Genomic DNA, 26,376 nt, shown 5'->3' with positions numbered 1-26,376 from the left:
CAACCATGAATGGAGCGCCTATTCAGGCCTTGACGGAGTACGACGGCTCCATCTCAGCCCGCTCCACCCCGTCCGCCCAGACCGGCCTGATCTCGAAGGCACGCCAGTCCGTGGTCTTGGGCACGATGGCCTGGAACGCGCAGACCTCGTGGGGGATGGCCTTCTCGCCGCTGCCAATGGCGGTTTCGCCGCTCTGAAAGGCTCGCACCGCCTCGAGCATCTGCTTGCGGAACTCGACGATGGCCAGGTCGCTGGCGCCCAGCCGGTCGTTCGTGCGGTCGGCGATAGGGCCCATCGTGATCCACATCGCCACGTCCTGGTTGGGGAAGCCGGTGATGCCGGTGAAGTTGCCTGCCTTCATCGCCTGGCGGTCTTGCCAGAAGCGGTTGTCCTGGTTGCGCAGCGGCCGGTAGTACTGATCAAGGTCGACGCCCACCGTCTGGCGCAGGAACTTGCGCCACGTCTCGGTTTCGGGCGTCTGCGACGGATGGCCCCAGGCGATGAAGTAGAAGGCGGTGCTCGTGTCGTCGCAGGGTACGTTGATGTTGGCGACGTTGTAGAGATTGTTGGGCGGGATCAGCGCGGTGGCCGGGGCCACGAACACCGTCGAGCGCACGTAGTCGTGCGTGGCGGCGTCCTTGATGGGGCGGCGGAGGGCGGCGTAGCGGAAGCCGTACTCGCCGCGCTGTACCTGCAGGCGCGGTGCCTTGTCGGTCGAGGGACGCAACCAGGCGTTGGCCGTGGCCTTGGCGCCGTCCACGCGCGCGGGAACCATGTCCGAGCTGTGCAGGCTGGAGCTGTGCGCCGAGTCGATCGCGCCTTCGAGGATCTGCGCCCAGTTGCACGGCAGGATGGCCTTGGCGATCGACACCCGTGCCTCGGCCGTGGGCGCCCAGCGCGGGGGCACGAACTCCGGCACGGCGTCCTGCGGGCCCATGTAAGCCCACACCATGCCGCCCCACTCCTGGACCGGATAGGCCTTGTGCTTGACCCTCTCGGCCATGCCGCTGGCCGCCGGCTCCGACACCATCTCCAGCACGTTGCCCTCCACGTCCATCTTCCAGCCGTGGTAGAGGCAGCGCAGGCCGCCTTCCTCGTTGCGGCCGTAGACCAGCGAGGCGCGGCGGTGCGGGCAGTACTCGTCCATCACGCCCACGCGGCCATCGCTGTCTCGGAACACCACCAGGTCCTCGCCGAACACGCGGGCCTTCACGGGCGTGCCATCCGCCTCGGCCACTTCCTCGATCAGGCACACCGGCGTCCAGTGCCGGCGCATGAGCTGGCCCATGGGTGCATCGCCTTCGACGCGGCACAGCAGTTCGTTCTCTTCGCGGGTCAACATGGAAAGGCTCCTAAGTCAGAAAAAAGGCTATCTACCCTGGTGATTAGCTTTTGCTCTAGAGCAAATGCTTAGATGACTAAACTTAGTTTAGATCAAAGACAAAAGCTTTGGAAGTGTGCCTACCTGGGACAAACCCTTGGATGCAGCGCTGCGCTGCGGCGTCCTGCGGGATAACGTGGACGTCTTGCCTGAACTACCTTGACGACCAAGATGATCGAAATCCGCCTGACCGCGTGGGCCGAGTTCGTGGCCCAGGCCGAAGCGCTCGATGGCTGGGCCTTTCGCGGCCAGCAGCGATCGGCGTGGCCCCTGGAAAGCTCCCTTACTCGTTGGCTCTCGGCGTTTTGCCCTGACACGTCGCTGTGGCCGCTGCGTGAGGAACGCGCCCTGCGGATATTTCGCCGCAAGGCCAACATCCATTTGCGCGAGCGCGGCCTGCTGGAGGACGAGCTTCGCTGCCTGGCGCTGATGCAACACCATGGCGCGCCGACGCGGCTGCTGGACTTCACGAAGTCGCCGTACGTGGCAGCCTTCTTCGCGTTCGAGCGGGCGACCGAGGAGGTGGCCGTCTATGCCCTCAATACCCCGGCGCTGTGGGATGCGGCGCCGCGTTTTGATGCGGGGCTGACGCGGGACGTGATTGACCCGCGCCAGCCTGGGGTCTACCAGCGGCTCTATGCCGTGAACCGACATCCCATGCTCTGGTTTGGCGAGCCGCTGGAGATGGATGCGCGGCTGGTGGCGCAGTCAGGGCTTTTCGTGATCCCTGGGGTGCTCGACCTGCCGCTGGAGGCGATCCTGCAGCAGTACCCCGATGGGGCCCACATGCTCAGGAAATTCGTCCTGCCCGCCAGCGCGCGTGAGGAGGCCATGCGCGCGCTCTACCGCATGAACGTCACCAGCGCCACGCTGTTCCCTGACCTCGACGGCCTGGCCCGGTCGATGGGCTACGAACTGGAAGTGGTGTGGGAACGGCTCGTGCGGGACTACCGCCGCCGCATCGACGCCGAGGGCGGTGCCATGGAAAAACCCTAAGCCTTTCCACGGAAACCAGGAATATTAGCCAACTAAGATAAAATCTTCCGTTCCGGCGGCAGGAGCCCTGCTGCCTCGCCAAGGAAGTGCCTCCATGCAAACCGAACACGACAGCGACGCGATGGTCTGGAGCGATGCCTTCGTGCTGGGCTTCGGCCCGATGGACGATGTGCACGAGGAGTTCGTGGAACTCGTCGGCGCGATGCAGAAGGCTCAGGACGGGGAACTCGCTGCGCTGCTGGAAGCCTTTGCCAAGCATGCACAGGCGCATTTCGATGCCGAGAATGCGTGGATGGTGGAGACGGATTTTCCGGCCCGCGAATGTCATATTGATGAGCATGCCGCGGTCCTGCGCTCGGTCCAACAGGTGCGCGAGCGTCTGGCCGGTGGCGACTACGCGGTGGCCCGGCGGCTGGCTGACGAGTTGGCTTCCTGGTTCCCCGGGCATGCCGACTACCTCGATTCCGCGCTTGCCCACTGGATGTGCAAGCGCCGCCTGGGCGGCAAGCCAGTGATCCTTCGGCGCGACATCAAGCCTGCAGCGCTGCGCGATGGCACCAGCCTTAATGTTTCCGGCGTCTAAAACGGCCTGGAAGCTGCCCGGCTGATCCATGCGGTGTCTGCTCGACGGCGCCGACGACGTTGAAGGGCGGTCGCGAGAATTGCCCCTCTCCACGATTGGGGCCCGATAGCCGGCTACCGCGCCCGTTGGGTATCGCCTTCAATTCTTTCGAACCGGGACCGCTGCGGTCTCAACGGTCCACGCGACCAGGCGAATAACCACTGGACGGGCTGCCATCACGCCCAGGAACCCGACCGGCAGAGCCAGGGCGTACGCTTTGAGCACCCGCAGCAGGTAGCCATCGCCCAGACCGGTGTTGATAGCCGTGAGTGCCAGGCTCATCAGGAAAGCCACGATGCTGGCCATGTAGAAGGAAAAGGCGACGGGTGCCAAGCGGCTTGGCAGACGCCATGAGCCGCGGGGCGGCGTGTTGGAAGAGTGTTGCGTAGCCATGGACCGTTATAGCCTGACTGCGCAATCCCGCGCACGTTCAGGGAAGTGGCGAGCCGGTGCCGATGAGCCGGCGGACCAGGGGAGGTTCACTGCCGACATGAAATGACAACCTTTGCTCTCGCAACTTCTTGTCCGCAACAGTGAAGCGCTGCAAACGCCGAAGGTGTTCGGTCCAGTTTTCGTCCATGAAGCACTCGACGAAACGCGACGGGTCGGCGCTATCGCGCATCAGGTTCCACTGCAGCGTGCCCAGCCGCAGCCGTGCCTGGCGGGTAGCTTCCATGATCTCCATGAACTCCGCTGCGCGCTCGGGATCGATGTCGTACTCGACGGTCACCAGCACGGGACCTGCCAGAGGATCGACCTCGAATGCGGCGGTGGGGGTGACCGGTGCAGGCGAGGGCTGCACCTCCTCGTCACCAGGTACGCGCACCGTCCACCGGGCCATAGCGAGCAGCAGCAGCGGCGCAACCAGAGCCGAGGCGGCCACGGCCACCGACACGCTGCTCCACGTAGCGACCTGGCCCCACAGCAATGCGCCCGTGGCAGTACCGCCCATCGTGGCGACCTGCATCACCGCCATGCCTCGTGCGCGCACCCAGTTTGGCAGTACCAACTGTGCCGAGACCATTAGCGTATTGGCAGTGGACAGCCATCCCATTCCGGCAGCAACCATCGCCGGCGCAGCCACCCATAAATTCGACGCGATGGCCATGGTCACGCTAGCCGCCCCATAGAGGACGACGCCGACTGCCGTCACCTGTTGCGCGGACCAGCGCCGGCGAAGTCCTGGCACCACCACCCCGGCAGCTACCGCACCCACGCCCATGGCTGCCAGCAGCAGCGTGAACGTGCCGGCACTGCCATCGAAGCGCCTGGCCAGCAATGGCAGCAGGGCGATCAAGGCGGTGCACTGTACGAAGAACATCACCGCGCGCAGCAGCAGCGCACGCAGCGCGGGCGTCTGGCGCACGAACTGCAGGCCTACTCGCATGGCGCCCAGCAGCCGCTCGCCGGGCAGCGTGCTTGCCTGAGGGACACGTCGCCAGCGTAGGACGATGACAAACGCTGCCGCAGACAGCAGCGCGTTAAGCGCGAACACCGCCGCACTGCCGGCGCTGGCTAGCAGCGCGCCGGCCACGATCGGTCCCACCACGCGCGACGCGTTCATGGAGATCGCGTTGAGTGCCAGGGCTGCTGGCAGGTACTGCCGGGATACCACCTCTGGCACGATGGCTGCGAACACCGGCCAGCGCATCGCCAGCCCGATCCCGTTTGCGAAGGTCAGTGCCAGCAAGGTCCATGCATTGAGCACGCCGGTCAGCGACAGCACGGCAAGCACCAAGGCGATGCAGGCGATCCAGAGCTGGGTGACGGCAAGGTAGCGACGCCGGTCCACGATGTCGGCCAACGCCCCGCTGGGCAGGCCCAGCAAGAAGACGGGCAGGGTGGATGCGGCCTGCACCAGCGCCACCAGCGTGGCGCTGTCGGTAAGCTCGGCCATGAGCCAGGCGGCCGCGACGTCGTTCATCCACATCGTCAGATTCGCGGCCAGCCATGCCAGCCACAGCATCCTGAAAACTGCTTGGCGAAGTGGAGCGAAAGTCCCGGGGATTGGTGTTGCCATGGTTCGACGGTGTACGCAGCCCTGTCAGGTACGGCAGGGATTCCTGCGCGCGACATTGCCCATACCGCGCCCGCGTTCCTGAATCACGATATTGATCGCGGGTGGGGCGTCCATCGATGCAGCCACGTGAAAGCCCAGATCTTACCCGCCTAAGTTCGTGATTCTCCTTGCGGTGCTTCATCTGGGACGGCGCTAGTCTTGGCCGCGGATTTCCGGAACCAGGACCAGTACGCAGTCGCCAACCGTCCCTATGTCAGCCGCAATGCCGGAGAAGTTGCTAACGCAACTGACTTGACATAAATGCTATTGCATGTAGCACGCGAATGGGCTGCCGCATGCCATACGCGGTATGGTGCTTTATGCACAAGCGTGCTGACTGGGTGGGTCAACCCTGCTGGGGCGGTTTGCACAAGCATGGTTCCCACACCATTCTCGTGTCCAGTGCCGCATGCCGTTCCACGCAGCACGGGTGCACGCCGTCAATCAACGGCAATCCGGCGGTCCTTGATCAATGCCGACAGCAGCTTGGTCTCGTCGGCGACCGTCGTGCGAAAGGCCGCGGCGTCCTGCGCCATCGGCTCGACGCCGAGCTCGGCGAAGCGTTGCTTGACCTCCGGCAGCGCTACGACCTTGGCGACTTCGCGGCCCAGGCGCGCGACGACCTCGGGCGGCGTGGCTGCTGGCGCAAACAAGCCGAACCAGTTGCCGAGCTCGACCCCTTTGATGCCCACCTCGGTCAGCGTCGGTGCGTCAGGGAAGAAGGGGGAGCGCCTGGTCCCGGTCACTGCCAGCAGCCTAGCGCGGCCTTCACGGATGTGGCTGAAGCCGGTCGCGGGGTCGAAGTAGTAGTCGATCTGGCCGGCCAGCAAGTCCTGCAGTGCCGGTGCTGCGCCGCGATAGGGCACGTGCACAGCGTCCACGCCGGCTTGCTGCTTGAAGAGCTCGCCGACCAGGTGCATCTGCGTGCCCGCCCCGCCCGAGCCCCAGGTCAGCTTGCCCGGCTGGGCCCTGGCCAGCTGTGCCAGCTCCTGGGCGCTCTTCACCGGCAGATCCCTCCTGGCCACCAGGTACAGCTGCGCGTAGCCCATGCTGACCACGGGCTGCAGGTCCCGCTCCGGGTTGAGCGCCGGCCTGAACAGGAACGGGTTGGCCGTCTGAACCGAGATCGGCGCCACCATCAGCGTGTAGCCGTCGGCCGGTGCCTTGCCCACTTCGCTGACTGCCAAGTTGCTGCTGGCACCGGGCTTGTTATCGATGATGATGGTCTGCCCCAGCGCCTTCTGCAGCGGCGCGGCCACCACGCGTGCCATGACGTCGGTCGTGCCGCCGGGCGGGAACCCGACCACGAGGCGGATCGGCTTGGTCGGCCAGGGCTGCTGCGCCAGTACGGGCAGCATCGCACCCAGCGCGCACAGTGCGCCAGCCTGTGCGAGGCGGCGGCGGGAGAGGGTTCTGGGCAGTGACTTCATGGCTTGTCTCCTGGTTGTCATCGATGGGACGTTCAGACGCGGGCGCGCCGGGTCAGGCCCGACGCTTCAGGCTGGGCAGCTCGACGTGGCGGATGAGCCGGTTCTCCTGCGCCACAATCAGGTGCTCCGAGGCTTGCAGGTAGGCCGGGAAGGCAGGGTGGCTGTCGCGCAGTGCGCTGCGGCGCTCGTACTCGGCCAGGCTCTCGTAAGCCCACAGGTGCACGAACTGGTTCAGCGGACCCACCTGGCTGACGTGGAAGCCGATGGGGTTGCCCAACGTCTGCAGCAGCACCGGCATCGCCAGGCGGTCGAAGACCTCGATGAACTCGTTCATCTTGCGCAGCGCGATGGTGTAGACGCGGTGGTCCACCAATGGGTAGCAGTTGGGGTCAGGCCGCATGGCGCAGCTCCCTGTCCTGAGCAATGGCCTGCGGTTGGGACGGCAGCTGCGGCGTCTTCACGCCGGCGATGTGCCGGCCCGTGATGTAGCCGAAGGTCATGATCGGCCCCAGTGTGATGCCGGCCCCGGGATAGTTGCCACCCATGATGCTGGCGCGGTCGTTGCCCACGGCGTAGAGGCCTTCAATGGGCGCGTCCTGGACGTCCAGCACGCGCCCGACCACATCGGTGTGGATGCCGTCGAAGGTGCCCAGGTCGCCCATCACGACCTTCAGCGCGTAGTACGGGCCTGCGCCGATGGGTGCAACGCAGGGGTTGGGCTGCTGCTCCGGATCGGCCAGGTAGCGGTTGAAGCTCGTGCTGCCGCGGCCGAACTGCTCGTCCACGCCGCGCACGGCGCCCTGGTTGTACTCGTGCACCGTGCGCTCCAGGCCTGCGGCGTCGATGCCGGTGTTCTCAGCGAGCGCCGACAGCGTGCGACCCTTGACCAGGTAGCCGTTCTTCAGGAACGGCCGCAGCGGCATGGGCGCAGGCTTGGCGTAGCCCAGACCGTACTTGGAAATGGTCGACTGGTCGCAGACCAGCCACATCGCCGTCTCGCGCTCACCCTGGCAGGCCTGGATCATCGCGGCGCCCACGTCGTGGTAGCTCTCGGACTCGTTGCAGAAGCGCCGTCCGCTGCGCGTCACGCCGATGATCCCGGGCTTGTAGCGGTCCAGCAGGTGGGGGAACACGCCCGAGCGGCCGTTGCGCAGCGGCACCCTGGACACTGGCATCCACGCCGCCGGCTGCGGGTAGCGGATGGGCACGCTGCCGCCCGCCTGCTCAGCCATGCGCGCGCCGTCGCCGGTGTTGCCCTGGGGCACGGGCGAGACGTGCTCGCCGCCGCGCTTCACGTGCGCATAGGCCTTCTTCAGCCGCTCCACGTCGTGCGAGAAGCCGCCGCAGGCCAGCACGACGCCGCGGCGGGCGCGGATCTCGTACTCTCCCTGCGTGCCCCGCACCCGGGCACCGACCACGACGCCGTGCTCCTGCAGCAGTGCCTGCGCCGGCGTGCCGGTGTGGATGGGAATGCCCAGGTCCAGCGCGCTCTTGGCCAGCCGTGCCGCGAGCGCGTTGCCGCTGGTGACGTTGATGCCGCGCCGGTACAGCGCCAGCTCCTTCACGTGCTTGGCCAGGCGCTTGAGCACGTAGGTGAACGAGGTGAGCGACTTGGTGGCGTTGAAGAAGTGCTTCAGGTCCGCGTTGGACGAGTTGAACATCATCCCGATGAAGGTGATGGTCTGCAGCGGCGGGCGCAGGCGCGCCATGTCTTCCCCCAGGGCACGGATGTCGAAGGGTGCAGCCAGGATGGAGCGACCCACGTCCACGCCGCCCGGCACGGTCGGGTGGTAGTCGGGGTAGAGGGTGGGCACGAATTTCACGCTGGTTTCGCGCTCGAAGAACTCGACCATCTCCGGGCCCACGTCCAGGAAAGCGTCCACCGCTGCCACGTCAAAGAACGCCCCGGCTTCGTTCCTCATGTACTGGCGCGCGGCCTCGCGGCTGTCCTTCACCCCGGCGGCCTTTGCGTGCGGGTTGCCCGGGATCCACAGCACGCCGCCGGAGAAGGCGGTGGTGCCGCCGAAGACACTGTCCTTCTCGATCACGACCACGTCCAGGCCGTGCTTCCTGGCCGTGATGGCGGTGGACAGGCCACCGGCACCGGAGCCGATGACCAGGAGATCGCAGTGCTGCGCTCCGGAATGGTTGATGGTGCCCATGCGGCAGCCCTCCTGTACGAGAGGAAAGTCGAAGTTGAGGAAAACGGCCGGCCCACATCAGCGGGGCCTTGGCAGCTCAGACGGTGGTGGCGTTGAAGCCGGGTCGGGGCACCAGGTCCATGAGCATGGCGTCCATGCCGCCGTCCACCACCAGCTCCGCGCCGTTGAGGTAGCCGCTGCGCGGGCTGGCAAGGAACAGCGCGGCGTTGGCGATGTCGATGGGTTCGCCCACGCGGCGGCTGGCCGTGATGGCGGCGCGCCGGGCCTCAAGGCAAGGCTCCTCGTAGAACTTCGCCGACAACGGTGTGCGGATCATCCCGGGACAGATCGCGTTGCTGCGGATGCCTTGCGGGCCCCACTCCGCTGCCAGCTGGCGCGACATCAGGAGCACACCAGCCTTGCTGGCGCTGTAGGCGCCGCTGTGCGTTTGCGGGTGCAGCGCCGCAATGGACGCGACGTTGACGATGCTGCCCTGACCCGCGGCCAGCAGCTGCGCCTTGAAGGCGCGTGCGCACAGCAGCTGGCCGGTGAGGTTGACGGCCAGCACCGTGTTCCATTCCTCCACCGTGACGCTGTCAAGGGGGCCGGGCCTGAGCATGCCGGCGTTGTTGACCAGCACGCCGCAGTGGCCCAGCTCGCGCTGCACACGCTGCGCGGCTTGCTGCACGCTGGCCTCGCGGCTGACGTCACATTCCAGCGCGATGGCGCTGCCGCCGGCGCTGTCCAGGCACCGTGCCACCTGCGCGGCCGCGGCGCCATCGCGGTCCAGCAGTGCCACGCGGGCACCGGCGGCGGCGAGCTCGGTGGCGATGGCGGCACCGATGCCGCTGCCCGCGCCGGTGACCGCACAGATCCGGCCTTCGAGGTGCAGCCAGGAGGTTTGAACATGGGGCGTGGACATCATCACTTGTCTCCAGAAAACTTCAGCCCCAGTACCGGACATTCATGCGGATGCTTCGGGCAAACCCTTGGTGCCCATTCATCCAGCGATGCAGGAATCGTCCGAGTACATCGCGTTGATCGACAGCGAATTCGCTATGAAATCAACGACAAGGCCGTTTGCGATGAGCCGAACTTTAGGCGGCAAGCGCTTCCGTTCCAATCGACAAAATCTGCGGACAACAGGACAATTCGTGCATAACCTTGGCGTTGCGCCTGACGATGACGACAGTCCCGAACTTCGCGCTCTACGGGCATGAGGCCCAGCCGAGCTGGCTGGACATGGTCCATGTCGAGCGCATCCCGGTGCGCTCCAGCTTGTTCCACTGGGAGATCGAGCCGCACGTTCATGACGCGCTGCTGCAGCTGCTGTACGTGGTGAGCGGCGGGGGCGAGGTGTTCATCGACGAGATGAAATGGCCGGTGCTACCGCCCTGCCTGATCGTGGTACCGGCCAACGCGGTGCACGGCTTTCATTTCCAGCCCGGCACGGACGGTCATGTCATCACTGCCGCACAGCGCCCGCTGGAGGCCGCCGTGAAGGTGCTGGCACCAGAGCTGTTGCCGCTCCTGCGCAAGCCCGAAGTGCTGCTGGTGGACCCTGCCAGCCGCCATGCCGAGGCGCTGGCGCCGCTGTTCGAAGCGGTCGAGCGGGAGACGCGCGTGCACGAGGCCGGGCAGATGGCAGTAGGGCTGTCGCTGCTGGTGACGCTGCTGGTGCAGGTGGCGCGCATCGGCGCGGCACAGCCTCATGGAGAAGAAGCGTTGCTGCGCTCACGCAAGGCACAGCAGGTCGAACATTTCCGGGCCCTGGTGGAGGCCCGTTTTCGGCAGCGAGTGTCGATCGAGGATTACGCGCGGCTGCTGGGCGTGAGCGCCGGACAACTCAGCCGGCTGTGCCGCGAGGTGCTGGGCACCTCGGCGCTGGACGTGGTCAACGCCCGCATCGTGCACGAGGCGCAGCGCGAGCTGGCCTATTCGCTGCTCACCATCAAGCAGATCGCCGCGATGCTGGGCTTTGAGGACGAAGCCTATTTCGGACGCTTCTTCAAGAAGCACACCGGGCAACGGCCGACCGAATTCCGCACCATGGCCCACCGGCGGCTGGCTGCCGCGTGATGCGTGGCAGGGAAAGCGCCGAGGCGAATCACCTCAGCAGGTAGCCCAGCACCAGGTCGCAGATGTGCGATAGCCGCTCCTGCAGCGCCTTGGGCGTGTCGGTGGGGCGGCCGAAGATGACGCCCAGGGTGTAGCGGTTGGAGAGGTAGTAGTAGCTCAAGCCCGCGATGGTGATGTAGAGCTGGTGCGGGTCCACGCCGCCGCGGAAAACGCCCTCTTCCCGTCCGCGCTCCAGCACCTTGGCCAGCGTAGCGATCAGCGGCGAGTTCAGCTCCACGATGCGCTTCGATTGCGCCAGGTGCCGTGCACGGTGCAGGTTCTCGCTGTTGACCAGCGCCAGGAACTCCGGGTGCGCGCGGTGGTAGTCCCACGTGAACTCGATGAGGCGGCGGATGGCCGCATCCGGCGCCAGCTCGGTGAGGTTGAGCCCGGCCTCGGCGCCGCGGATGCCCGCGTACACCTCCTCCAGCGCGGCCAGAAACAGCTTTTCCTTGTTCTCGAAGTAGTAGTAGATGAGCCGCTTGTCCACGCCGGCACGCTCGGCGATGTGGTCCAGCCGCGTGCCGCCCAGGCCTGTCTCGGCAAAGGCGGCGCAGGCGGCGTCGAGGATGGCCTGGCGCGAACGTTCGGCGTCGCGGGTACGGGGCTCGGGGGCGGGCTTGGTGGGTGGCATGGCTGGGGACTCGTCTGCCGGGCATTGTGACCGCACCCATCGCGCCCACAAGTTCACCCATTAGTGAATTGAATCAACCGATGCACCCGCTTCTGCCGATGGATGCACCGCTTTCATCGGGTAAACACCGATCCGGCTCGAATTATGGTCACTTGTGTATTCCCTAATGGGTGAATTAACATGCCGCCATGCCGGAGACACCGGTGCATCGAGAGAAGGAGACAGCCATGCTCAAGTGGGTTCACACCGCGGCCGCCGCCCTGGCGGGTTCACTGCTGATGGCCGGTGCGTTGCACGCGGCCGAGATCAAGGAGCGCAACTTCAAGCTGGCGCTGGTGGTGGACAAGGGCACGGCGCAGTACGACGGCGCGGAGAGGTTTGCCGAGCTGGTGGGCGCCAAGAGCGCTGGCAAGATGAAGGTGAAGGTGTTCGGCGGTGGCACGCTCGGCGGCGACATCCCGGTGCTGAGCTCGGTGCAGGGCGGGACGATCGAGCTCACGCTCACCAACGCCAGCCTGACGCAGGGCATCGTCAAGGAGATGGCGGTCTACGACCTGCCGTTCCTGTTCTCGTCCTACCAGGAGGCCGACGCCGTGGTAGACGGCCCGGTGGGCAAGAAGCTGCTGGAGCTGATGCCGCCCAAGGGCTTGGTGGGCCTGGCCTACTGGGAGCTGGGCTTTCGGAACATGCACAACAGCAGGCGGCCCATCACCCGGCTCGAAGACCTGCAGGGCCTGAAGCTGCGCGTGATCCAGACGCCGATCTACCTGGACCTGCTCAACACGCTGGGCGCCAATGCCGCGCCGCTGCCGTTCCCTGAGCTGTATCCGGCGCTGGAGCAAAAGGCCATGGACGGGGCCACCAACCCGCCCATCACCATGCTCGTGCAGAAGTTCTACGAGGTGCAGAAGTACTACTCGGTCACGAACCACATGTACAACCCGCAGCTGCTCATGTTCAGCAAGAAGGTCTGGGACCAGCTCAGCGGCGACGAGCGCAAGGTGCTGCAGGAGGCTGCCGCCGAAGCGGGGCTGTACCAGCGCAAGGTCTCGCGCCAGAAGAACGCCGCGGCGCTCGAAGAGCTCAGGAAGCACCTGGCCGTCAACGAGGTAGCCCCGGCCGAGATCGCCCGCATGCGCGAGAAGTCGCGCCCGGTGTTCGACAAGTACGCCAAGGCCGTGGGCGAGGGCCTCGTCAAGGAGATGGTGGCCGAGGTCGACAAGGTGAGGGCGGCCGCGAAGTGAGCCGCGGCCCGGGCCGCTCCGGCGCCCGGCGTTCGATCCCGACACTCCCGGTCGCGCCGCACCCAGGCGTGGCGACCGTTCACACAGGCATCAACCCCGCTTCGAGGCCGGCATGCTGCTCCAACTCTCCGATCTTCCCCAGGGCGACGCCACTTTCGACGTGGTGGTCGTCGGCGCCGGTGCCGCCGGCATGTCGGCTGCGCTGTGCGCGGCGCTGGACGGCGCGCGCGTGCTGCTGGTCGAGCGCACCGCGCAGGTGGGTGGCACCAGCGCGCTCTCCGGCGGCACGACCTGGGTCCCGGGCACGCACCACAGCGCGGCCGTAAACCCCGGCGACACGCTGCAGGACGCCGAGGCCTACCTCGATGCCGCCGTCGACACGCGCGCGCCCCGCGCGCTGCGCCAGGCGCTGCTGCGCACCGGCCCCGAGGCCGTGGCGCATGTGGAGCGCCACTCGCATGTGCAGTTCCGCCCCTACCCTACGCATCCGGACTACATCTCCGAGCTGCCCGGCTCCACGCTGCGCGGCCGCGCGCTGGAGCCGCTGCCCTTCGACGGCCGGCTGCTGGGCCAGCATTTCGGCCTGCTGCGCCCGCCTATTCCGGAGTTCACGGTGCTGGGCGGGATGATGGTGGACCGCAACGACATCCCGCACCTGCTGGCGATGAAGAAGTCGTTCAAGTCGTTGCGCTACAGCCTGCGCATCTTGGCGCGGCACGCGATGGACCGCCTGAAGCACCCTCGCGGCACGCGGCTGCTCATGGGCAACGCGCTGTGCGCGCGACTGCTGTACTCGCTGCTGCAGCAGCCTACGGTGAAGCTGGCAATGCACGCCGAGGTCGCGGCCTTCGAGCGCGGACCGGGCGGCGTCACGGCGCTGACGGTCGCGCAGGGGAACGTGCGCCGCAGCGTTCGCGTCAGCGGCGGCGTGGTGCTCGCCAGCGGCGGCTTCAACCGCCATCCGCAATTGCGCGCGCAACTGCTGGGCACCGATGATGCCTGGTGCCCCGGCGCCGACGGCCACACCGGCCAGGCGCACGGCCTGGTGCGCGAGCTCGGGGCCCGCTACGGGGAAGGCGCGCTCAGCCCGGCCTTCTGGGCGCCGGTGTCGCTGCGCCGGCGCGCCGACGGCACGCAGGCCGTGTTCCCGCATTTCCTCATGGACCGCGCCAAGCCCGGGATGATCACGGTCGATGCCCGAGGACAGCGCTTCCTCAACGAGAGCACCAGCTACCACCTCTTCGGCATCGGCATGCAGGCCGCCGGCGCCGTGCCGGCGTACCTCGTGGCCGACGCCCGCGCGCTGAAGAAATACGGCATGGGCATGGTGCGCCCGGGCGGGCAGGGGCTGGAGCCGTACCTGGCCGACGGCTACCTGGTGCAAGGCGCCACGCTTGAGGAACTGGCCGCCAAGCTGGGCATCGACGCCGCCGGCCTGCAGGACAGCGTGGCGCGCATCAACCGCTACGCCGAGACCGGCGTGGACGCCGACTTCAACCGCGGCAGCACCGACTACTCGCGCAATATGGGCGACGCCACGCTGGGCCTGCGCAACCCGAACGTCGGGCCGCTGCGCGAGGCGCCGTTCTACGCCGTGAAGCTCTACCCCGGCGACATCGGCGCGGCCACCGGCTGGGCCACCGACGCGGCCGCGCGCGTGCTCGATGCGCGGCAGCAGCCGATCGAAGGGCTCTATGCCGTGGGCAACGACATGCACTCGGCCTTCGGCGGCGTCTATGCCGCGCCCGGCATCACGCTGGGCCCCGGGCTGGTGTTCGGCTACCTCGCCGGGCGCCATGCGGCGCGGCGCGCCCGCGGCAACGCTGAAGCGCCTGAAGCGGCGCAGGCTCCGTCGTCGCCCGCACTGGCTGCCGCGGCCTGAACCCCCTTCATTTCCAGGAGCTTCGACAAGATGAATGCCTTCCAACTCGACGGTGCCACGCGCGTCGTGGCCATCATCGGCGACCCCATCGCGCAGGTGAAATCGCCCGCCGGCGTCACGCAGACGCTGCAGGCACGCGGCCGCAATGCCATCGTGATGCCGGTGCACATCGCCAGCACCGACCTGCCGGCCTTCATGCAGGGCGCGGCGCACATGCGCAACCTCGACGGGATCATCGTCACTGTCCCTCACAAGCTCGATGCCTATCGCTGGTGCGCCACGGCCAGCGAGCATGCGCATTTCCTGGGCGGCGTCAACGTGCTGCGCCGCAATGCCGACGGTACTTGGCACGGCGACCATTTCGACGGTGAAGGCTACGTGCACGCCCTGCGCGGCAACGGCTGCGAGCCCCGGGGCAAATGCGCGCTGCTGGCCGGCGCCGGCGGCGCGGGCTCGGCCATCGCCCTGGCGCTGCTGGAGGCCGGCGTGCAGCAGCTGGCCATCCACGAGCCCGACGCGGCGCGGCGCGAGTCCCTGCTGGCGCGGCTGCAGGCGCGCCACGGCGACAGCGTCCGTGCCGGCAGCAGCGATCCGCGCGGCTTCGACCTCGTCATCAACGCCACGCCGGTGGGCATGCAGGCCAGTGATCCGCTGCCCTTCGACGTGTCGCGCCTGGAGGAGGGTGCCTTCGTGGGCGACGTGATCACAAAGCCGGCCGTCACGCCGCTGATCGAGGCCGCGCGTGGCCGCGGCTGCGCCACGCAGATCGGCGCCGACATGTTCGCCGGCGTGTGCGCGCTGATGGTGGACTTCCTGCTGGCCGACGGGCCGCTCAAGGGTTGAAGCCGATGGCCGCCAAGTCCTCGCTGAGCGTCCCGGGCCTGCACGCCGGCCAGCCCAGGGCCGCTGCGCCGCAGCGCGGCACGGTCGGTGCCGGCGCCGTGCCCGGCAGCTGCGATCTGCTGGTGGTGGGCTCGGGCGCGGGCGGCCTGGCCACGGCCGTGACGGCGGCCACGCTGGGGCTGCGGGTGCTGGTGGTGGAGAAGGAAGCCTTGATTGGCGGCACCACGGCCTGGTCCGGCGGCTGGATGTGGATTCCGCGCAATCCGCTGGCCGTGGCCGCCGGCATCCGCGAGCCGCTGGCCGCGCCGCGCGAGTACCTGCGCCACGAGCTGGGCGACCAGTACGACGCCGCGCGCATCGACGCCTTCCTGGCCCAGGGACCGCGCATGGTGGAGTTCTTCCGCGGCCACACGGCGCTGGACTTCATCGACGGCAACGCCGTGCCCGACTTCCATGGCGCTAGCCCCGACGCGGCCCAGGGCGGCCGCTCGGTGTGCGCCGCGCCCTTCGACGCCCGCGCCCTGGGGCCGGCGCTGGCGTACCTGCGCCCGCCGCTGGACCTCATCAGCTTCTGGGGCATGGGCATCGCTGCCAGCGAGCTGAAACACTTCTTCAACGCCACGCGGTCGTGGAGCGCCTTCGCCCATGTCGCGCGCCGCGTGGCCGCGCATGTGAAGGACCTGGTGCTGCACCGCCGCGGCATGCGGCTGGTGGGCGGCAATGCACTGGCGGGCGCGCTGCTGAAGTCGGCACTGGACCACGGCGTGGAGCTGCGCGTTTCCACCGGCGTGCAGCGGCTGCTGCGCCAGGGCGGGCGCGTCACCGGCGCGGTGCTGCGCACCGCGCAAGGCGAGGCCACGGTGCATGCCCGCTGCGGCGTGGTGCTGGCCTGCGGCGGCTTCCCGCACGACCCGGCCCGGCGCGCGGCGCTGCTGGGCGAGGGCGAAGTGGCACGCGCGCACTGGTCCGCAGCGCCCGGCGCCAACACCGGCGATGGCCTGCGCCTAGGCGAGGGCGCCGGCGGCGTGGTGGACGCCACGCTGGCCTCGCCCATGGCCTGGGCGCCGGTGTCGCTGGTGCCGCGGCGCGACGGCGGCACCGGCCACTTCCCGCACCTGGTGGAGCGGGGCAAGCCGGGGCTGATCGCGGTTCGCGCCGACGGGCGGCGCTTCGCCAACGAGGCTGACAGCTACCACGACTTCGCCGGCGCGCTGGTGCGTGCCACGCCGCCCGGCGAGACGGTGCAGGCCTGGCTGGTGTGCGACCACCGCTTCATCCGGCGCTACGGCCTGGGCCGCGTGCGCCCCGCGCCCGTGCCGCTGGGCCCGTGGCTGCGCTCGGGCTACCTGCGCCGCGGGCACAGCCTGCAGGCGCTGGCCCGGGCCTGCGGCATCGCCGCCGAGGGGCTGACGGCCACGGTCGAGCGCTTCAATGCCGAGGCGAGCGAAGGCCGCGACACCGCCTTCGGCCGTGGCGCCACGCCCTATAACCGCGTGCAGGGCGAGGTGCTGCACCAGCCCAATCCCTGCGTGGCGCCGATCGAGCACGGGCCCTTCTACGCGGTGCGCATCGTCCCCGGCAGCCTGGGCACCTTCTCCGGGCTGCGCACCGACGCGTCGGCGCGCGTGCTCGACGCCGGCGGCCAGCCCATCCCGGGCCTGTGGGCCGCGGGCAACGACATGTCGAGCGTGCTGGGCGGCCACTACCCCAGCGGCGGCATCACGCTCGGCCCGGCCATGACCTTCGGCTTCATCGCCGCGCACGACGCGGCGCAGGCCGGTGCGGCCGCAACGGTGCAGGCGACCGCACCGGCGCTGGCCGCCGGCGCCTGAGCCGCACCGGCAGCATCACCAACCCCTTTCACGGAGCCATTGCATGTACTACGAACTCGCCACCCTGACCACGCGCCTCTTCGTCACGGCGCAGGCCACCGAGGCCATCCAGGCCTGGGTGCAGGCTCCCGAGGCCCGCGGCCGGCTGCTGGGCTGCTGGTACTCCGACATCGGCGCGATCAACCAGATCCTGGTGCTGCGCGGCTTCGAGACCGAGGCCGAGCTGCTGACCGAACGCCGCCGCGCGCTGCTGGCGAGCAGCCCATTCAATTGCGGCGAGCTGCTCACCGGGCTGGAGATGCACAGCTACGCCGGCTTCCCCTGGATGGAGCCGCCCGCCCCGGGCAGCTACGGCCCGGTCTACGAGGTGCGCACCTACCAGTACAAGACGGGCGGACTGCAGCCCACGCTCGACGCCTGGAAGGCCGCGCTGCCCGCGCGCAACGAGATTTCTCCGTGCCTGCTGGCGATGTACGCCCTGGACGGCACGCCGCGCTTCACGCATTTCTGGCCGGCGGCCAGCCTCAACGAGCGCTCGGCCGCGCGCGCCGACGCGGTGAAGCAGGGCGTGTGGCCGCCCAAGGGCGGCCCCGACTGGCTGACCTCCAACATGCAGTCGCAGATCTTCATGCCCACGGCGATCTCGCCGCTGAAGTGACCCCGGCCGCGGCCGCCGCGCCGCGCGCCGTTCAGACCGTCCCTGCGCCGACATCCCGTGCCGGCCGCACCCGCGCCGCGGTGCCAAGGCGGCGTCCATTTCCGTAGGAGACTCCCATGAACCGACTCGTTGCCGGCGGCTGCCGGCTGCTCGAAGCCTTGCTGGTGCTGTGCCTGGCGCTGATGGTGCTGCTGGTCTTCGGCAACGTCGTGCTGCGCTATGCCTTCGACTCCGGCATCACCGTGAGCGAGGAAATCTCGCGCTGGCTTTTCGTGTGGCTGACCTTCCTGGGCGCCGTGGTCGCGATCCACGAGCGCGGCCACCTGGGCTCGGACATGCTGGTGTCCCGCTTGAATCGGCGCGGCAGGCAGGCGTGCCTGGTGCTGTCGCACGCCGCCATGCTGTACGTGACCTGGCTGCTGTGGAGCGGCACCCTGGCCCAGGTCGCCATCAACCGCGAGGTGGCGGCCCCCGTGACCGGCCTGTCGATGGCGGTGTTCTACGCCAGCGGCCTGGTGTTCGCGCTGCTGAGCGGCGTCATCCTGCTGCACGACCTGTGGCGGCTCGCCACCGGCCAGCTCGGCGACGACGAGTTGATTGCGGTGCAGGAGTCCGAGGACCTGGCCCAGGTCGAGGAACTGCACCTGGGCCAGCCGGCCAAGGTCTGAAGGGGAAGCCGACCATGACCGTCTTCATCTTCCTGGGCTCGCTGCTGGGCGCCATGGCGCTGGGCATCCCCATCGCCTACTCGCTGCTGGTCTCCGGCGTCGCGCTGATGGTGCACCTGGACATGTTCGACGCCCAGATCCTGGCGCAGAACGTCATCAACGGCGCCGACTCCTTCCCGCTGCTGGCCGTGCCCTTCTTCATGCTCGCCGGCGAGATCATGAACGTCGGCGGCCTCTCGGCGCGCATCGTCAAGCTGGCGCTCACGCTGGTGGGCCACAAGCGGGGCGGCCTGGGCTTCGTGGCCATCCTGGCCGCGTGCATGCTCGCCGCGCTCTCGGGCTCGGCCGTGGCCGACACCGCGGCGCTAGCCGCGCTGCTGCTGCCCATGATGGTCAAGGCCGGGCACGACAAGGCTAGGAGCGGCGGGCTCATCGCCTCGGCGGGCATCATCGCGCCCGTGATCCCGCCGTCCATCGGCTTCGTGATCTTCGGCGTGGCGGCTAACGTCTCGATCTCCAAGCTCTTCCTCGCCGGCATCGTCCCCGGACTGCTCATGGGGCTATCCATCGCGATTGCCTGGTACTTCGTGGCCAAGCGCGAGAACATCCAGCCGCCGCCCAAGGCCAGCTTCAAGGAGCAACTCGCCGCGCTGCGCGAGTCGCTGTGGGCGCTGGGGCTGCCGGTGATCGTCATCGTCGGGCTGAAGATGGGTGTCTTCACCCCGACGGAAGCGGCGGTGGTGGCCGCCGTCTACGCGCTGCTAGTGTCGATGCTGGTGTACCGCGAGATGAGGCTCAGCCAGCTCTATGGCGTCTTCGTCAGCGCCGCCAAGACCACCGCCGTGATCATGTTCCTGGTGGCCGCGGCCATGGTCTCGGCCTGGCTCATCACGGTGGCCGACATCCCCAGCCAGATGATCAGCCTGCTCGAGCCCTTCATGGGCAACCAGACGCTGCTGCTCATCGCCATCATGCTGCTCGTCATCGCCGTGGGCACGGCCATGGACATGACGCCCACGATCCTGATCATGACCCCGGTGCTCATGCCCGTGATCAAGGCCGCGGGGATCGATCCGGTCTACTTCGGCGTGCTGTTCATTATGAACAACGCCATCGGGCTGATCACGCCGCCGGTGGGCACGGTGCTCAACGTCGTGGCCGGCGTGGGGCGCATGAAGATGGACGAGGTCACGCGCGGCGTCATCCCGTTCATGGTGGCGCAGTTCATCGTCATGTTCCTGATGGTGTTCTTCCCCTCGCTCGTCATCGCGCCGGCACGCTGGCTGGCGAACTGAATCCAGTCTTCTCTCATACCGGAGTTCATCCATGACCCGCAGCATTTCCCTGGCCCACCTGACCGTGCTCGACCTGGCGCCGCCGCAGCTGGTCGAGACGGCCGCCGCCGCCGGCTACAGCCATGCCGGCATCCGGCTCCTGCCCTCGGCACCCGGCGGCCAGGCCTACCCGTTGATGGACGACCCCGCGCTGCTGCGCGAGACGCGCCGGCGCATGCAGGACAGCGGGGTGCGGATCTTCGACCTGGAGATCGTGCGCCTGGGTGCGGACTTCGACGCGCGCGCTTGTCAGCGCTTTTGCGAGGTGGGCGCCGAGCTGGGCGCGCACAGCATCCTGGTCGGCGGCGACGACCGCGAGCCGCAGCGCCTGGCGCAGTCCTTCGCGGCGCTGTGTGAGGTGGCGCGGCCCTACGGTCTGCATCCCAACATCGAGTTCATGCCGTGGACGGCGGTGCCCGACGTGGGCAGCGCGCTGCGCTTGGTGCAGGCTGCCGGCCGGCCCGTGAACGCTGGCATCTTGGTCGATGCGCTTCACTGGGCCCGCTCGGACAGCCCGCTGGCGCAGGTGGTGGCACTGCCGCGCGAGCTGCTGCACTATGCGCAGGTGTGCGACGCTACGGCAGAGGTACCGGACACGATGGAAGGCTTGATCCGCGACGCGCGCTGCGAGCGGCTGCTGCCCGGCGAGGGTGGCATCGACATCCGCGCCATGCTGTCCGCGCTGCCGTCCGACCTGCCGCTAAGCGTGGAGATCCCGCACCACCGGCGTGCGCCGCTGGCCGGCGCGCTCGGCTGGGCCACACAGGCGCACGAGGCCACGCTGCGGCTGCTGGGCTAATCCCGACGCGTATTCACTGGTGAAACAAGGGCCGGGTCTGCCATCACGGAGACTGGGCTCTCCCGGCGCCATCGCAGCGAGCGCGTGGTGCTGGTGCTCGACGGCGCGGGCTGGCACCACCAGGCCGCGCTGCAGTGGCCACCCAATGTGCGCCCCTTGCAGTTGCCGCCATACTCGCCCGCGCTCAACCCCGTAGAGCATCTGTGGGACGAGCTGCGCGAGAAGCACTTCCACAACCGCTTCTTCGACACCCTGGAAGACGTTGAGAAACACCTGGCCGATGCACTGGCCGATCTTGAACGCGATACTCAACGCGTTCACTCCATCACCGCGTGGCCGTGGATCGTTGTTTCACTTCCAAATTGGAATCGGAATCAAACGCGATGGTCGTATAGGAACCGGCGCACCTTCTCGGGCATGAGCCGCCCTGCATCCGGATGCGCTGGGTTGATCAGCACGTTGTACTCTTCTTCGATAATGACAGAAGGCACCGCCAGCAGAACTGAGGTGCCTCTGGCCAGCCAAGCCGAGCCGATACTGCGCGACACCATACCTTCGGGAATGGCGTTCCAGCCCACAGGCAAGGGTCGGGGCACTTGCGTGCGGGCCGCCCACACGTCGTCGGGTACATCGATGCGCACCAGGAATCGGTTGAATGGCAGCTGCGTGCCGGCACGGCCAAGATGCGCGCGCGTCTCCCAGGCCGCAAGGGCGATGGATGTCGCAGCGTACGTGACATGCTCGCCAGGGCCGTTCCAGCGGCCCCCCTTGTAGGCCGCACCCTTGCCAGCCATGTCGTCAGCCGTCCAGGAGGGTGTGTCGGCCGCGATACGCCATAGGGACACCGTCACGCGGGCAGGCCTCCGCGCATGCGGTCGAGCAGTTCCTCGATGGCACGCTGGCCTTCCGGATTGCGCAGCATCTGCGCCGGTGTCTTGCCTGCGAACTCGGGCAAGGGCTCGCGTATCCAGTCCCTGACCCAGGCATCGAGGTCGAAGTTCGCCAACTGCGCCGGGTCACCGCTTTCCTGCAACAGCCGCTGCAGCCGCGCCACGATGCGCAGGAAGCCCATGACGCGATGGCCTGCCACCTCGGGCAGTGGCTCGCTGGCTTCGTGCTTGCGTCGGAAGGTGCTCTCGGAAACGCCGATGAGGTCCATCACTGACTCATGCGTGCCGCCGAAGGCACCGGCAATCACCGAGACCACCGCGGTCGGCACCCCTTCCTCCACCGCGTCGTAGAGGTCCACGGGGGGGCAGTCGGTAACCAGGCCCAGCAACTCATGAAACACGGCCCGCGAGTCACGGGCGCCGCTGCGCCTGAGCACGCCCCAGAGTCGAGCACCGGCATCCTGCCGCAAGGCGCGTCGTGGCTTGCGGCTGCTTACACCAGCCGTGACAACCGGGGATGTCGCAAGGGACTGGGACTTCCTAGGGCGGGCGGTGGCAGTCATGTTGGATACTCCATCTGGAGGGAATGTTACCTCCAAATGGAGGAGGCGCGATCTCCCTTCAGCTGCTTCTCCGGGAACGAATGCACGGGCAGCCCACACCTGTTCCGCAAGCCTCCACACGGCATGCGCAGCCCTGGCCCGCCTTGCACCGGTGTCCACCGGATCGGTGCGCAGATCTGTGCAGGAGTGGCGGCCCCGGATCACACGGCAGACGGCAGTGAAGTTTGTGTTGACGCGCAGCCTTGTCGAAGCCGGAATGGTTGTGGGCGCAGGCTGGAAGGACGATCGCCTGGCACGGCCGCTGTTCGCGCCGCAGCAGGCCGCCGGTGCAGCGCACGGTGGCTGCACGGCGCCAGCGCTCCCGGCAGCCCTGTGCCGGCGGGAACTTCAAGGACGTGCTGCGCACGGCCGGCACCCAAGGCGTGGATCATCCACCCCGGTCGAGCGCCATGTCGCTGATGGTGACAGCGCGCGCCGGCAACGCAGCGCTGATGCAGGCGCTGCTGGAAGCGGGAGTCGATGGCCAACGGCCGGAGGAGTTCGGGCTGCGGCCCGGCTGCAGGCGGTCTCCCGGACGATGGAGGAGCCGGGCTTCCGGCCCAGTTCGGCATGGCCGCATCGGCGGCGCATGGCGACCCACCCCTTGGCTGTCCGTGGCGCGGCTGTTGCGCACGACATGGCACGCATGGCTATCCGGGGCAGCCTCCATCACAATCGCCGCATGGAAACCCCCGTCGAGAGCCGGGAGGCTGCGCTGCAGCGCTACCTGGCTACAGGTGACTACGACGACGCACCGCGCTGGGCAGGCACGAGCTTCCTTGAGGCTGCGCGCAACGCCGACGCGATCCTGCGCGAAGGGCTTATTGCGCACTGCCTGGCACGGCTGGAGGCGAGTCCAACGCCGGTGCTGCCGCTGGCGGCCGACCTGGCGCCATGGGTGCGCGGCAAGGTCGCGCCTATGGTCGAAGGCCTGTTCCCGGCGACCGAGCGTGACGCCGTGCTGGCGCTGCTGGAGCGCTCGGTCGTCATCGTGGGACCGGACAATGTCGAGTCGGTCCTGCGCACCAGGCTCTGGCCCCGCACCGCCTGGTCGCTGGCCAACATGGTCCTGGCCGCCGCAGGGTGCGAACCGCTCTCGGACGACGGCTCGGCCTGCCTGGGATTGAGCGAGGAGGCGACTTGCTATGTCAGCCAGGCGTACTTCGCCGAGGACGACCCCTTCGCCGACTTCGTGGTGCACGAAGTCGCGCATGTATTTCACAACTGCGAGCGATCTGCCGCCGGGCTGCCCGAAACCCGGCGTCGCGAGTGGCTGCTGGACATCGATTTCCGCCGGCGCGAGACCTTCGCCTACGCCTGCGAGGCCTACAGCCGCATCCGGGTGATGGGCGACACGCCGGCGCGCCGCCTGCGAGCGCTGCAGGAGCATGCCCAGGGGTCACTGCCCGGCGACAGCGTGGTGGACGTCGCCGAGTATCTGGACATCCTGGACGAGGCGGTGAGGGCGCGCAACGGCTGGAAACGCATCCTGCGGCGGTGTGCCCCAGCCCGGAGGGCGAGAGGCGTCTGCAGCATGCCGGCCGGTCCTGTGCGGCCGCTGCCATGAGCGCTGTGGACGTGAGCCAGGCCGGCGACCTGGAGCCGTTGCCCGAGGTTCAAGAGCGGTTGCGGCTGCAGTCGTTCCTGCAGGGGCTGCCGGCATCGGTATTGGCCGAGAAGCTGATGCAGATGGCCGACAGCGACTTCGAGATCGAGCGGGAGTTGCAGTGCTGGCGCCGCGCAAGCGAGGTGACGTGCAAGCCGGCCGAGCTCGAGGCCATTGCTGACGGGATGCTGAGGCCGGGGCGCCACTACATCAAGCTGGGCGAGGGCCGAGGGTACGTGCGCCGCGGTGAGGCGGTGCTGCCGCTGCTGCGCCAGACCTGTGTCCGCGACGCCCAGGCGGCCGTGCAGCTGGGCGGCCACGCGCTGCGCCGGGCATGGGAGCTGTCGCAGGAGGCGGACGACTCCTATGGCGAGTTCGGCGAGCTGTGCCAGGCCATCGGTGCCGAATGGCTGCGCTGTCTTCAGGCAGCCGGGCCGCAGCCGGCTACGTTCGGCCGGACCTATCTGCACCTGGTGCTCGACGATCCGTACGAGAGCTTCGACACCGCGGCGGCCGAGGCTGCCATGGGCGAAGCGGCGTGCCAGGAGATGCGTCGGGCCCTGCAGCAGCGCTGGCGAGCAGCCAAGGACGCGCTGCTGTTGGAGATTGAGCAGTGGGAAGAGAAGCAGGCGCGCCGCAAGGGCCGGTACGCTGGTCCTGCGCCTCGGCCCGACAGCGCCCTGTCACAGCTGGAGCGGCTGCACCGCGAGCAGCTCGAAGCGGCGGGCGACATCGACGGCATCCTGGCCGTGCTGCACGAGGACCTCTGCAGGCCTGACGCCCACGCGTGCGTGATCGGCTTTCTGGAGCGCCACGGCCGCCATGCCCAGGCGCTGCTGCAGGCCGAGGAGGGCTGTCGCGCGTTCCCGGATGACGCGCGCCTTCAGCAAGCGTTGCTGCGCTGCCTGGAGCACGCGGGCCGCACCGACGAGGCGCTGGCGCTGCGGCGCCGCCTGTTCGAGGCCCGCCCCAGCCTGACGTCGTTCCAGGCACTGCTCGAAGCGGCCAGCACGGCCGGACACGACGTTAGGGCACTGCGCGAAGAGATGCTGGCCTGGCTGCAGATCGAGGAAGCCAGCGGCGGCCGGTTCGAGGGCGACGTCACGCTGCGGGCAGAATTGCTGTGTGCCGATCAGCGCTGGCGGGAAGCGGCACGGCTGGTGCAGCCCGCTGGGACGCGCTGCTCGGCGCCGACCTTGCGCACCATCGCATTGAATCTCGACACCGAGGAGCGGGACACGGCGGCGGCGCTTCTCATGCGCGTGCTCGACGCCTCGATGCAGCGAGCCGCCAGCCCCTACCGGATGGAGCTGCAGCTGGTTGCGGAGATCGCCCAGCGCATGTACGCGCCACAACGGGCAGTGTGGCTGGCGCACTTGCGCAAGGTGTACGCGGGCAAGCGCAACTTCCTCAACGGACTGCCGATGCGCTGAAGGCGGGCGCCGGTTGACCGGTCAGTTCCGCCTGGCTTGCAGTCGATGGCTCCCGTGGCTGTCGACGCCGGCCCACAGCCTGCAGGCTGTACACCTGCCAGGGACCAGCAAAACGCTGCGCTCGCAACGTGACGAGCGTCGGGAAATGACGACCGCCTCCAAGCCAAGGATCCTCACTTCCAGTTCAGATCGACCAGGACACCGTCCCTCTCGCTCATGCGACGGCCTTCGACCACACCGGGCACTGTTTCGACCCGATTCGCAAGACTGGCCAGTTCCGTGAAGGCCACGTGATCCATGCCGGCGCGCCGGGCGTCCTCTGCCCGTTCACTCGGGATCTCGTCTGCCGTCAAGCATCTCAGCCCGGCATCGCAGAGGCCCTGCAAGATGGCCAGCCTGGCGTCCACCGTGCCGTAATGCGCCGACACGTCGAGGCTGGCATTGAAGTCGCCGGCCACGCACAGCAGGTGGTCGGGATGTTCCTGGCGCAGCCGCAGCCATTCGGCACGCTGGCGCTGCACGGTCGCGTGGTGACGCTGCCAGGCCAGTCCCTGGCGCTGCACAGCGCCGCCACGGGCGTGCGTCATGGTGGTGCCATACACCAGCAGCGGCCGATCCAGCGCCGGCGGCTGCAGCCGCGCCGCAACGGTCGATGTCGGGTCCTCGGTGGCCACTGCCTCCATCGCATGCGTGGACCAAATGATGACGCGATGCTCGCCGGCGTGCTGGAACTCGGGCCCGGGCACGGTGCAGCAGGCTTGGCCGTGCGGCGGCACGTTGGCGACATGGGCCCCGGACAGGATCCAGATGTCCGCGCCGCAATGACGAAGCACTTCCTGTTGCCCAGCAATTCGGGTTCGGTGAAACGCGCCGGAGCGCCCCAGGTTCCATGTGCCGATCCGCATCGATGCCAACGTCGCTTCTCCCCCGATTCCTCGTCCTTCGCACCATGGGTCGCGCAATTGCGCACGACAACAAGGCTTCTGGTCAACACAGCTGCCGGTTGCAGCAGAGCAATGCTCTGCACCCTGCAGCCGCCGCTGTAGCGTCATTGCATTGCTGCTGCCTGCACCGGGCCTTGATGCTGAAGGGAATGCCTCGAGAGGCTCGTGCATGGAGGCCGATGTTCAGCCTTGAGCCCGCCGTCCCTTACGGTTGCGGCTCATTCCCTGCGCCAGGCACGCTGGCGCAAGGAAGCCGCCAT

The 26,376-nt window shown here is 68.2% G+C and carries 25 protein-coding genes and 1 pseudogene; 15 read left to right on the top strand and 11 right to left on the bottom strand.

Annotated elements, in window-relative coordinates; translation table 11 throughout:
- Window positions 1–22: 22 nt before the first annotated feature.
- A complete protein-coding gene (locus FJ694_RS19780; protein ID WP_157269045.1) occupies window positions 23–1,342 on the bottom strand; it encodes a Rieske 2Fe-2S domain-containing protein in 1,320 nt (439 codons plus the stop codon).
- A gap of 198 nt (window positions 1,343–1,540) precedes the next feature.
- Between FJ694_RS19780 and FJ694_RS19775 the strand changes: the two genes are divergently transcribed.
- Both FJ694_RS19775 and FJ694_RS19770 read left to right on the top strand, forming a co-directional pair.
- Window positions 1,541–2,377 (top strand): FRG domain-containing protein, encoded by an 837-nt coding sequence (locus FJ694_RS19775; protein ID WP_232540132.1) that lies wholly within the window; start codon window positions 1,541–1,543, stop codon window positions 2,375–2,377.
- 94 nt (window positions 2,378–2,471) lie between these two features.
- On the top strand, window positions 2,472–2,960 hold the full coding sequence (locus FJ694_RS19770; RefSeq protein ID WP_157269044.1) for a bacteriohemerythrin: 489 nt from the start codon (window positions 2,472–2,474) through the stop codon (window positions 2,958–2,960).
- A 138-nt stretch (window positions 2,961–3,098) separates the two neighbouring features.
- Here the strand turns inward: FJ694_RS19770 and FJ694_RS19765 are convergent, their stop codons facing one another.
- From FJ694_RS19765 to FJ694_RS19740, 6 genes are all read right to left on the bottom strand, one after another.
- Window positions 3,099–3,392, bottom strand: coding sequence for a DUF2798 domain-containing protein (locus tag FJ694_RS19765; protein ID WP_157269043.1), 294 nt, complete (start codon window positions 3,390–3,392; stop codon window positions 3,099–3,101).
- A 37-nt stretch (window positions 3,393–3,429) separates the two neighbouring features.
- Window positions 3,430–5,019: an MFS transporter gene (locus FJ694_RS19760; protein ID WP_157269042.1), complete on the bottom strand. Its 1,590-nt coding sequence runs from the start codon at window positions 5,017–5,019 to the stop codon at window positions 3,430–3,432.
- A gap of 479 nt (window positions 5,020–5,498) precedes the next feature.
- On the bottom strand, window positions 5,499–6,488 hold the full coding sequence (locus FJ694_RS19755; protein WP_157269041.1) for a Bug family tripartite tricarboxylate transporter substrate binding protein: 990 nt from the start codon (window positions 6,486–6,488) through the stop codon (window positions 5,499–5,501).
- A gap of 52 nt (window positions 6,489–6,540) precedes the next feature.
- Window positions 6,541–6,888, bottom strand: a complete 348-nt coding sequence (locus FJ694_RS19750; RefSeq protein WP_157269040.1) for an NIPSNAP family protein — start codon at window positions 6,886–6,888, stop codon at window positions 6,541–6,543.
- Entirely contained in the window at window positions 6,878–8,650 is a 1,773-nt protein-coding gene (locus FJ694_RS19745) for an FAD-dependent oxidoreductase (RefSeq protein ID WP_157269039.1), read from the bottom strand. The genes FJ694_RS19750 and FJ694_RS19745 overlap by 11 nt, the downstream gene beginning before the upstream one ends.
- A 76-nt stretch (window positions 8,651–8,726) precedes the next feature.
- The gene (locus FJ694_RS19740) at window positions 8,727–9,554 is read right to left on the bottom strand and encodes an SDR family NAD(P)-dependent oxidoreductase (protein ID WP_157269038.1); all 828 of its coding nucleotides are present in this window, start codon (window positions 9,552–9,554) and stop codon (window positions 8,727–8,729) included.
- Here FJ694_RS19740 and FJ694_RS19735 point away from each other — a divergent pair.
- Window positions 9,544–9,849, top strand: a complete 306-nt coding sequence (locus tag FJ694_RS19735) for a hypothetical protein (RefSeq protein WP_157269037.1) — start codon at window positions 9,544–9,546, stop codon at window positions 9,847–9,849. The genes FJ694_RS19740 and FJ694_RS19735 overlap by 11 nt on opposite strands.
- Window positions 9,812–10,708: a helix-turn-helix domain-containing protein gene (locus FJ694_RS19730; RefSeq protein ID WP_157269036.1), complete on the top strand. Its 897-nt coding sequence runs from the start codon at window positions 9,812–9,814 to the stop codon at window positions 10,706–10,708. The genes FJ694_RS19735 and FJ694_RS19730 overlap by 38 nt, the downstream gene beginning before the upstream one ends.
- 28 nt (window positions 10,709–10,736) lie before the next feature.
- On the opposite strand, the gene FJ694_RS19725 is transcribed toward FJ694_RS19730, so the two are convergent.
- Window positions 10,737–11,381, bottom strand: a complete 645-nt coding sequence (locus tag FJ694_RS19725) for a TetR/AcrR family transcriptional regulator (protein WP_157269035.1) — start codon at window positions 11,379–11,381, stop codon at window positions 10,737–10,739.
- Window positions 11,382–11,608: 227 nt separating this feature from the next.
- Between FJ694_RS19725 and FJ694_RS19720 the strand changes: the two genes are divergently transcribed.
- From FJ694_RS19720 to FJ694_RS37975, 9 genes and pseudogenes are all read left to right on the top strand, one after another.
- Window positions 11,609–12,625 carry a TRAP transporter substrate-binding protein gene (locus tag FJ694_RS19720; protein ID WP_157269034.1) on the top strand — a complete coding sequence of 339 codons (1,017 nt, stop codon included), beginning with the start codon at window positions 11,609–11,611 and terminating at the stop codon, window positions 12,623–12,625.
- 112 nt (window positions 12,626–12,737) lie between these two features.
- The gene (locus FJ694_RS19715) at window positions 12,738–14,507 is read left to right on the top strand and encodes an FAD-dependent oxidoreductase (RefSeq protein ID WP_157269033.1); all 1,770 of its coding nucleotides are present in this window, start codon (window positions 12,738–12,740) and stop codon (window positions 14,505–14,507) included.
- A gap of 30 nt (window positions 14,508–14,537) precedes the next feature.
- Window positions 14,538–15,350, top strand: a complete 813-nt coding sequence (locus tag FJ694_RS19710; protein WP_157269032.1) for a shikimate dehydrogenase family protein — start codon at window positions 14,538–14,540, stop codon at window positions 15,348–15,350.
- Between the two features lie 5 nt (window positions 15,351–15,355).
- Complete coding sequence (locus tag FJ694_RS19705; protein ID WP_157269031.1) at window positions 15,356–17,182, top strand: FAD-dependent oxidoreductase; 1,827 nt, start codon at window positions 15,356–15,358, stop codon at window positions 17,180–17,182.
- Between the two features lie 43 nt (window positions 17,183–17,225).
- Window positions 17,226–17,840, top strand: a complete 615-nt coding sequence (locus FJ694_RS19700; RefSeq protein WP_157269030.1) for an NIPSNAP family protein — start codon at window positions 17,226–17,228, stop codon at window positions 17,838–17,840.
- 116 nt (window positions 17,841–17,956) lie between these two features.
- Window positions 17,957–18,508, top strand: coding sequence for a TRAP transporter small permease (locus tag FJ694_RS19695; protein ID WP_157269029.1), 552 nt, complete (start codon window positions 17,957–17,959; stop codon window positions 18,506–18,508).
- Window positions 18,509–18,522: 14 nt separating this feature from the next.
- Complete coding sequence (locus tag FJ694_RS19690) at window positions 18,523–19,803, top strand: TRAP transporter large permease subunit (RefSeq protein WP_157269028.1); 1,281 nt, start codon at window positions 18,523–18,525, stop codon at window positions 19,801–19,803.
- Window positions 19,804–19,834: 31 nt separating this feature from the next.
- On the top strand, window positions 19,835–20,641 hold the full coding sequence (locus FJ694_RS19685) for a sugar phosphate isomerase/epimerase family protein (protein WP_157269027.1): 807 nt from the start codon (window positions 19,835–19,837) through the stop codon (window positions 20,639–20,641).
- Window positions 20,642–20,683: 42 nt separating this feature from the next.
- Window positions 20,684–20,893, top strand: a pseudogene (locus FJ694_RS37975) (transposase); the annotation flags it as partial.
- A 122-nt stretch (window positions 20,894–21,015) separates the two neighbouring features.
- Here FJ694_RS37975 and FJ694_RS19675 read toward each other — a convergent pair.
- Both FJ694_RS19675 and FJ694_RS19670 read right to left on the bottom strand, forming a co-directional pair.
- Window positions 21,016–21,492, bottom strand: a complete 477-nt coding sequence (locus tag FJ694_RS19675; protein WP_157269026.1) for an RES family NAD+ phosphorylase — start codon at window positions 21,490–21,492, stop codon at window positions 21,016–21,018.
- Window positions 21,489–21,890 (bottom strand): antitoxin Xre/MbcA/ParS toxin-binding domain-containing protein, encoded by a 402-nt coding sequence (locus FJ694_RS19670; protein WP_232540130.1) that lies wholly within the window; start codon window positions 21,888–21,890, stop codon window positions 21,489–21,491. The genes FJ694_RS19675 and FJ694_RS19670 overlap by 4 nt, the downstream gene beginning before the upstream one ends.
- Window positions 21,891–22,815: 925 nt before the next feature.
- Here FJ694_RS19670 and FJ694_RS19665 point away from each other — a divergent pair.
- Entirely contained in the window at window positions 22,816–23,700 is an 885-nt protein-coding gene (locus FJ694_RS19665) for a hypothetical protein (RefSeq protein ID WP_157269024.1), read from the top strand.
- Entirely contained in the window at window positions 23,697–25,172 is a 1,476-nt protein-coding gene (locus FJ694_RS19660) for a DUF6880 family protein (RefSeq protein ID WP_157269023.1), read from the top strand. The genes FJ694_RS19665 and FJ694_RS19660 overlap by 4 nt, the downstream gene beginning before the upstream one ends.
- Window positions 25,173–25,345: 173 nt before the next feature.
- On the opposite strand, the gene FJ694_RS19655 is transcribed toward FJ694_RS19660, so the two are convergent.
- Complete coding sequence (locus FJ694_RS19655) at window positions 25,346–26,077, bottom strand: endonuclease/exonuclease/phosphatase family protein (RefSeq protein ID WP_375140239.1); 732 nt, start codon at window positions 26,075–26,077, stop codon at window positions 25,346–25,348.
- Window positions 26,078–26,376: the final 299 nt, after the last annotated feature.

The sequence above is a fragment of the Azohydromonas aeria genome (genome assembly GCF_009760915.1).
In the GTDB taxonomy this organism is placed as follows: Bacteria; Pseudomonadota; Gammaproteobacteria; order Burkholderiales; family Burkholderiaceae_C; genus Azohydromonas; species Azohydromonas aeria.
Note: the sequence above shows the minus strand (reverse complement) of the source record. Positions and strands in the feature narration are given on the sequence as shown.

Excerpts from the sequence above, each read along its gene's own strand:
- FJ694_RS19780 (WP_157269045.1), bottom strand. The coding sequence starts at position 1,342 with ATGTTGACCCGCGAAGAGAACGAACTGCTGTGCCGCGTCGAAGGCGAT.
- FJ694_RS19770 (WP_157269044.1), top strand. The coding sequence starts at position 2,472 with ATGCAAACCGAACACGACAGCGACGCGATGGTCTGGAGCGATGCCTTC.
- FJ694_RS19765 (WP_157269043.1), bottom strand. The coding sequence starts at position 3,392 with ATGGCTACGCAACACTCTTCCAACACGCCGCCCCGCGGCTCATGGCGT.
- FJ694_RS19760 (WP_157269042.1), bottom strand. The coding sequence starts at position 5,019 with ATGGCAACACCAATCCCCGGGACTTTCGCTCCACTTCGCCAAGCAGTT.
- FJ694_RS19755 (WP_157269041.1), bottom strand. The coding sequence starts at position 6,488 with ATGAAGTCACTGCCCAGAACCCTCTCCCGCCGCCGCCTCGCACAGGCT.
- FJ694_RS19750 (WP_157269040.1), bottom strand. The coding sequence starts at position 6,888 with ATGCGGCCTGACCCCAACTGCTACCCATTGGTGGACCACCGCGTCTAC.
- FJ694_RS19745 (WP_157269039.1), bottom strand. The coding sequence starts at position 8,650 with ATGGGCACCATCAACCATTCCGGAGCGCAGCACTGCGATCTCCTGGTC.
- FJ694_RS19740 (WP_157269038.1), bottom strand. The coding sequence starts at position 9,554 with ATGATGTCCACGCCCCATGTTCAAACCTCCTGGCTGCACCTCGAAGGC.
- FJ694_RS19730 (WP_157269036.1), top strand. The coding sequence starts at position 9,812 with ATGACGACAGTCCCGAACTTCGCGCTCTACGGGCATGAGGCCCAGCCG.
- FJ694_RS19725 (WP_157269035.1), bottom strand. The coding sequence starts at position 11,381 with ATGCCACCCACCAAGCCCGCCCCCGAGCCCCGTACCCGCGACGCCGAA.
- FJ694_RS19720 (WP_157269034.1), top strand. The coding sequence starts at position 11,609 with ATGCTCAAGTGGGTTCACACCGCGGCCGCCGCCCTGGCGGGTTCACTG.
- FJ694_RS19715 (WP_157269033.1), top strand. The coding sequence starts at position 12,738 with ATGCTGCTCCAACTCTCCGATCTTCCCCAGGGCGACGCCACTTTCGAC.
- FJ694_RS19710 (WP_157269032.1), top strand. The coding sequence starts at position 14,538 with ATGAATGCCTTCCAACTCGACGGTGCCACGCGCGTCGTGGCCATCATC.
- FJ694_RS19705 (WP_157269031.1), top strand. The coding sequence starts at position 15,356 with ATGGCCGCCAAGTCCTCGCTGAGCGTCCCGGGCCTGCACGCCGGCCAG.
- FJ694_RS19700 (WP_157269030.1), top strand. The coding sequence starts at position 17,226 with ATGTACTACGAACTCGCCACCCTGACCACGCGCCTCTTCGTCACGGCG.
- FJ694_RS19695 (WP_157269029.1), top strand. The coding sequence starts at position 17,957 with ATGAACCGACTCGTTGCCGGCGGCTGCCGGCTGCTCGAAGCCTTGCTG.
- FJ694_RS19690 (WP_157269028.1), top strand. The coding sequence starts at position 18,523 with ATGACCGTCTTCATCTTCCTGGGCTCGCTGCTGGGCGCCATGGCGCTG.
- FJ694_RS19685 (WP_157269027.1), top strand. The coding sequence starts at position 19,835 with ATGACCCGCAGCATTTCCCTGGCCCACCTGACCGTGCTCGACCTGGCG.
- FJ694_RS19665 (WP_157269024.1), top strand. The coding sequence starts at position 22,816 with ATGGAAACCCCCGTCGAGAGCCGGGAGGCTGCGCTGCAGCGCTACCTG.
- FJ694_RS19660 (WP_157269023.1), top strand. The coding sequence starts at position 23,697 with ATGAGCGCTGTGGACGTGAGCCAGGCCGGCGACCTGGAGCCGTTGCCC.
- FJ694_RS19655 (WP_375140239.1), bottom strand. The coding sequence starts at position 26,077 with ATGCGGATCGGCACATGGAACCTGGGGCGCTCCGGCGCGTTTCACCGA.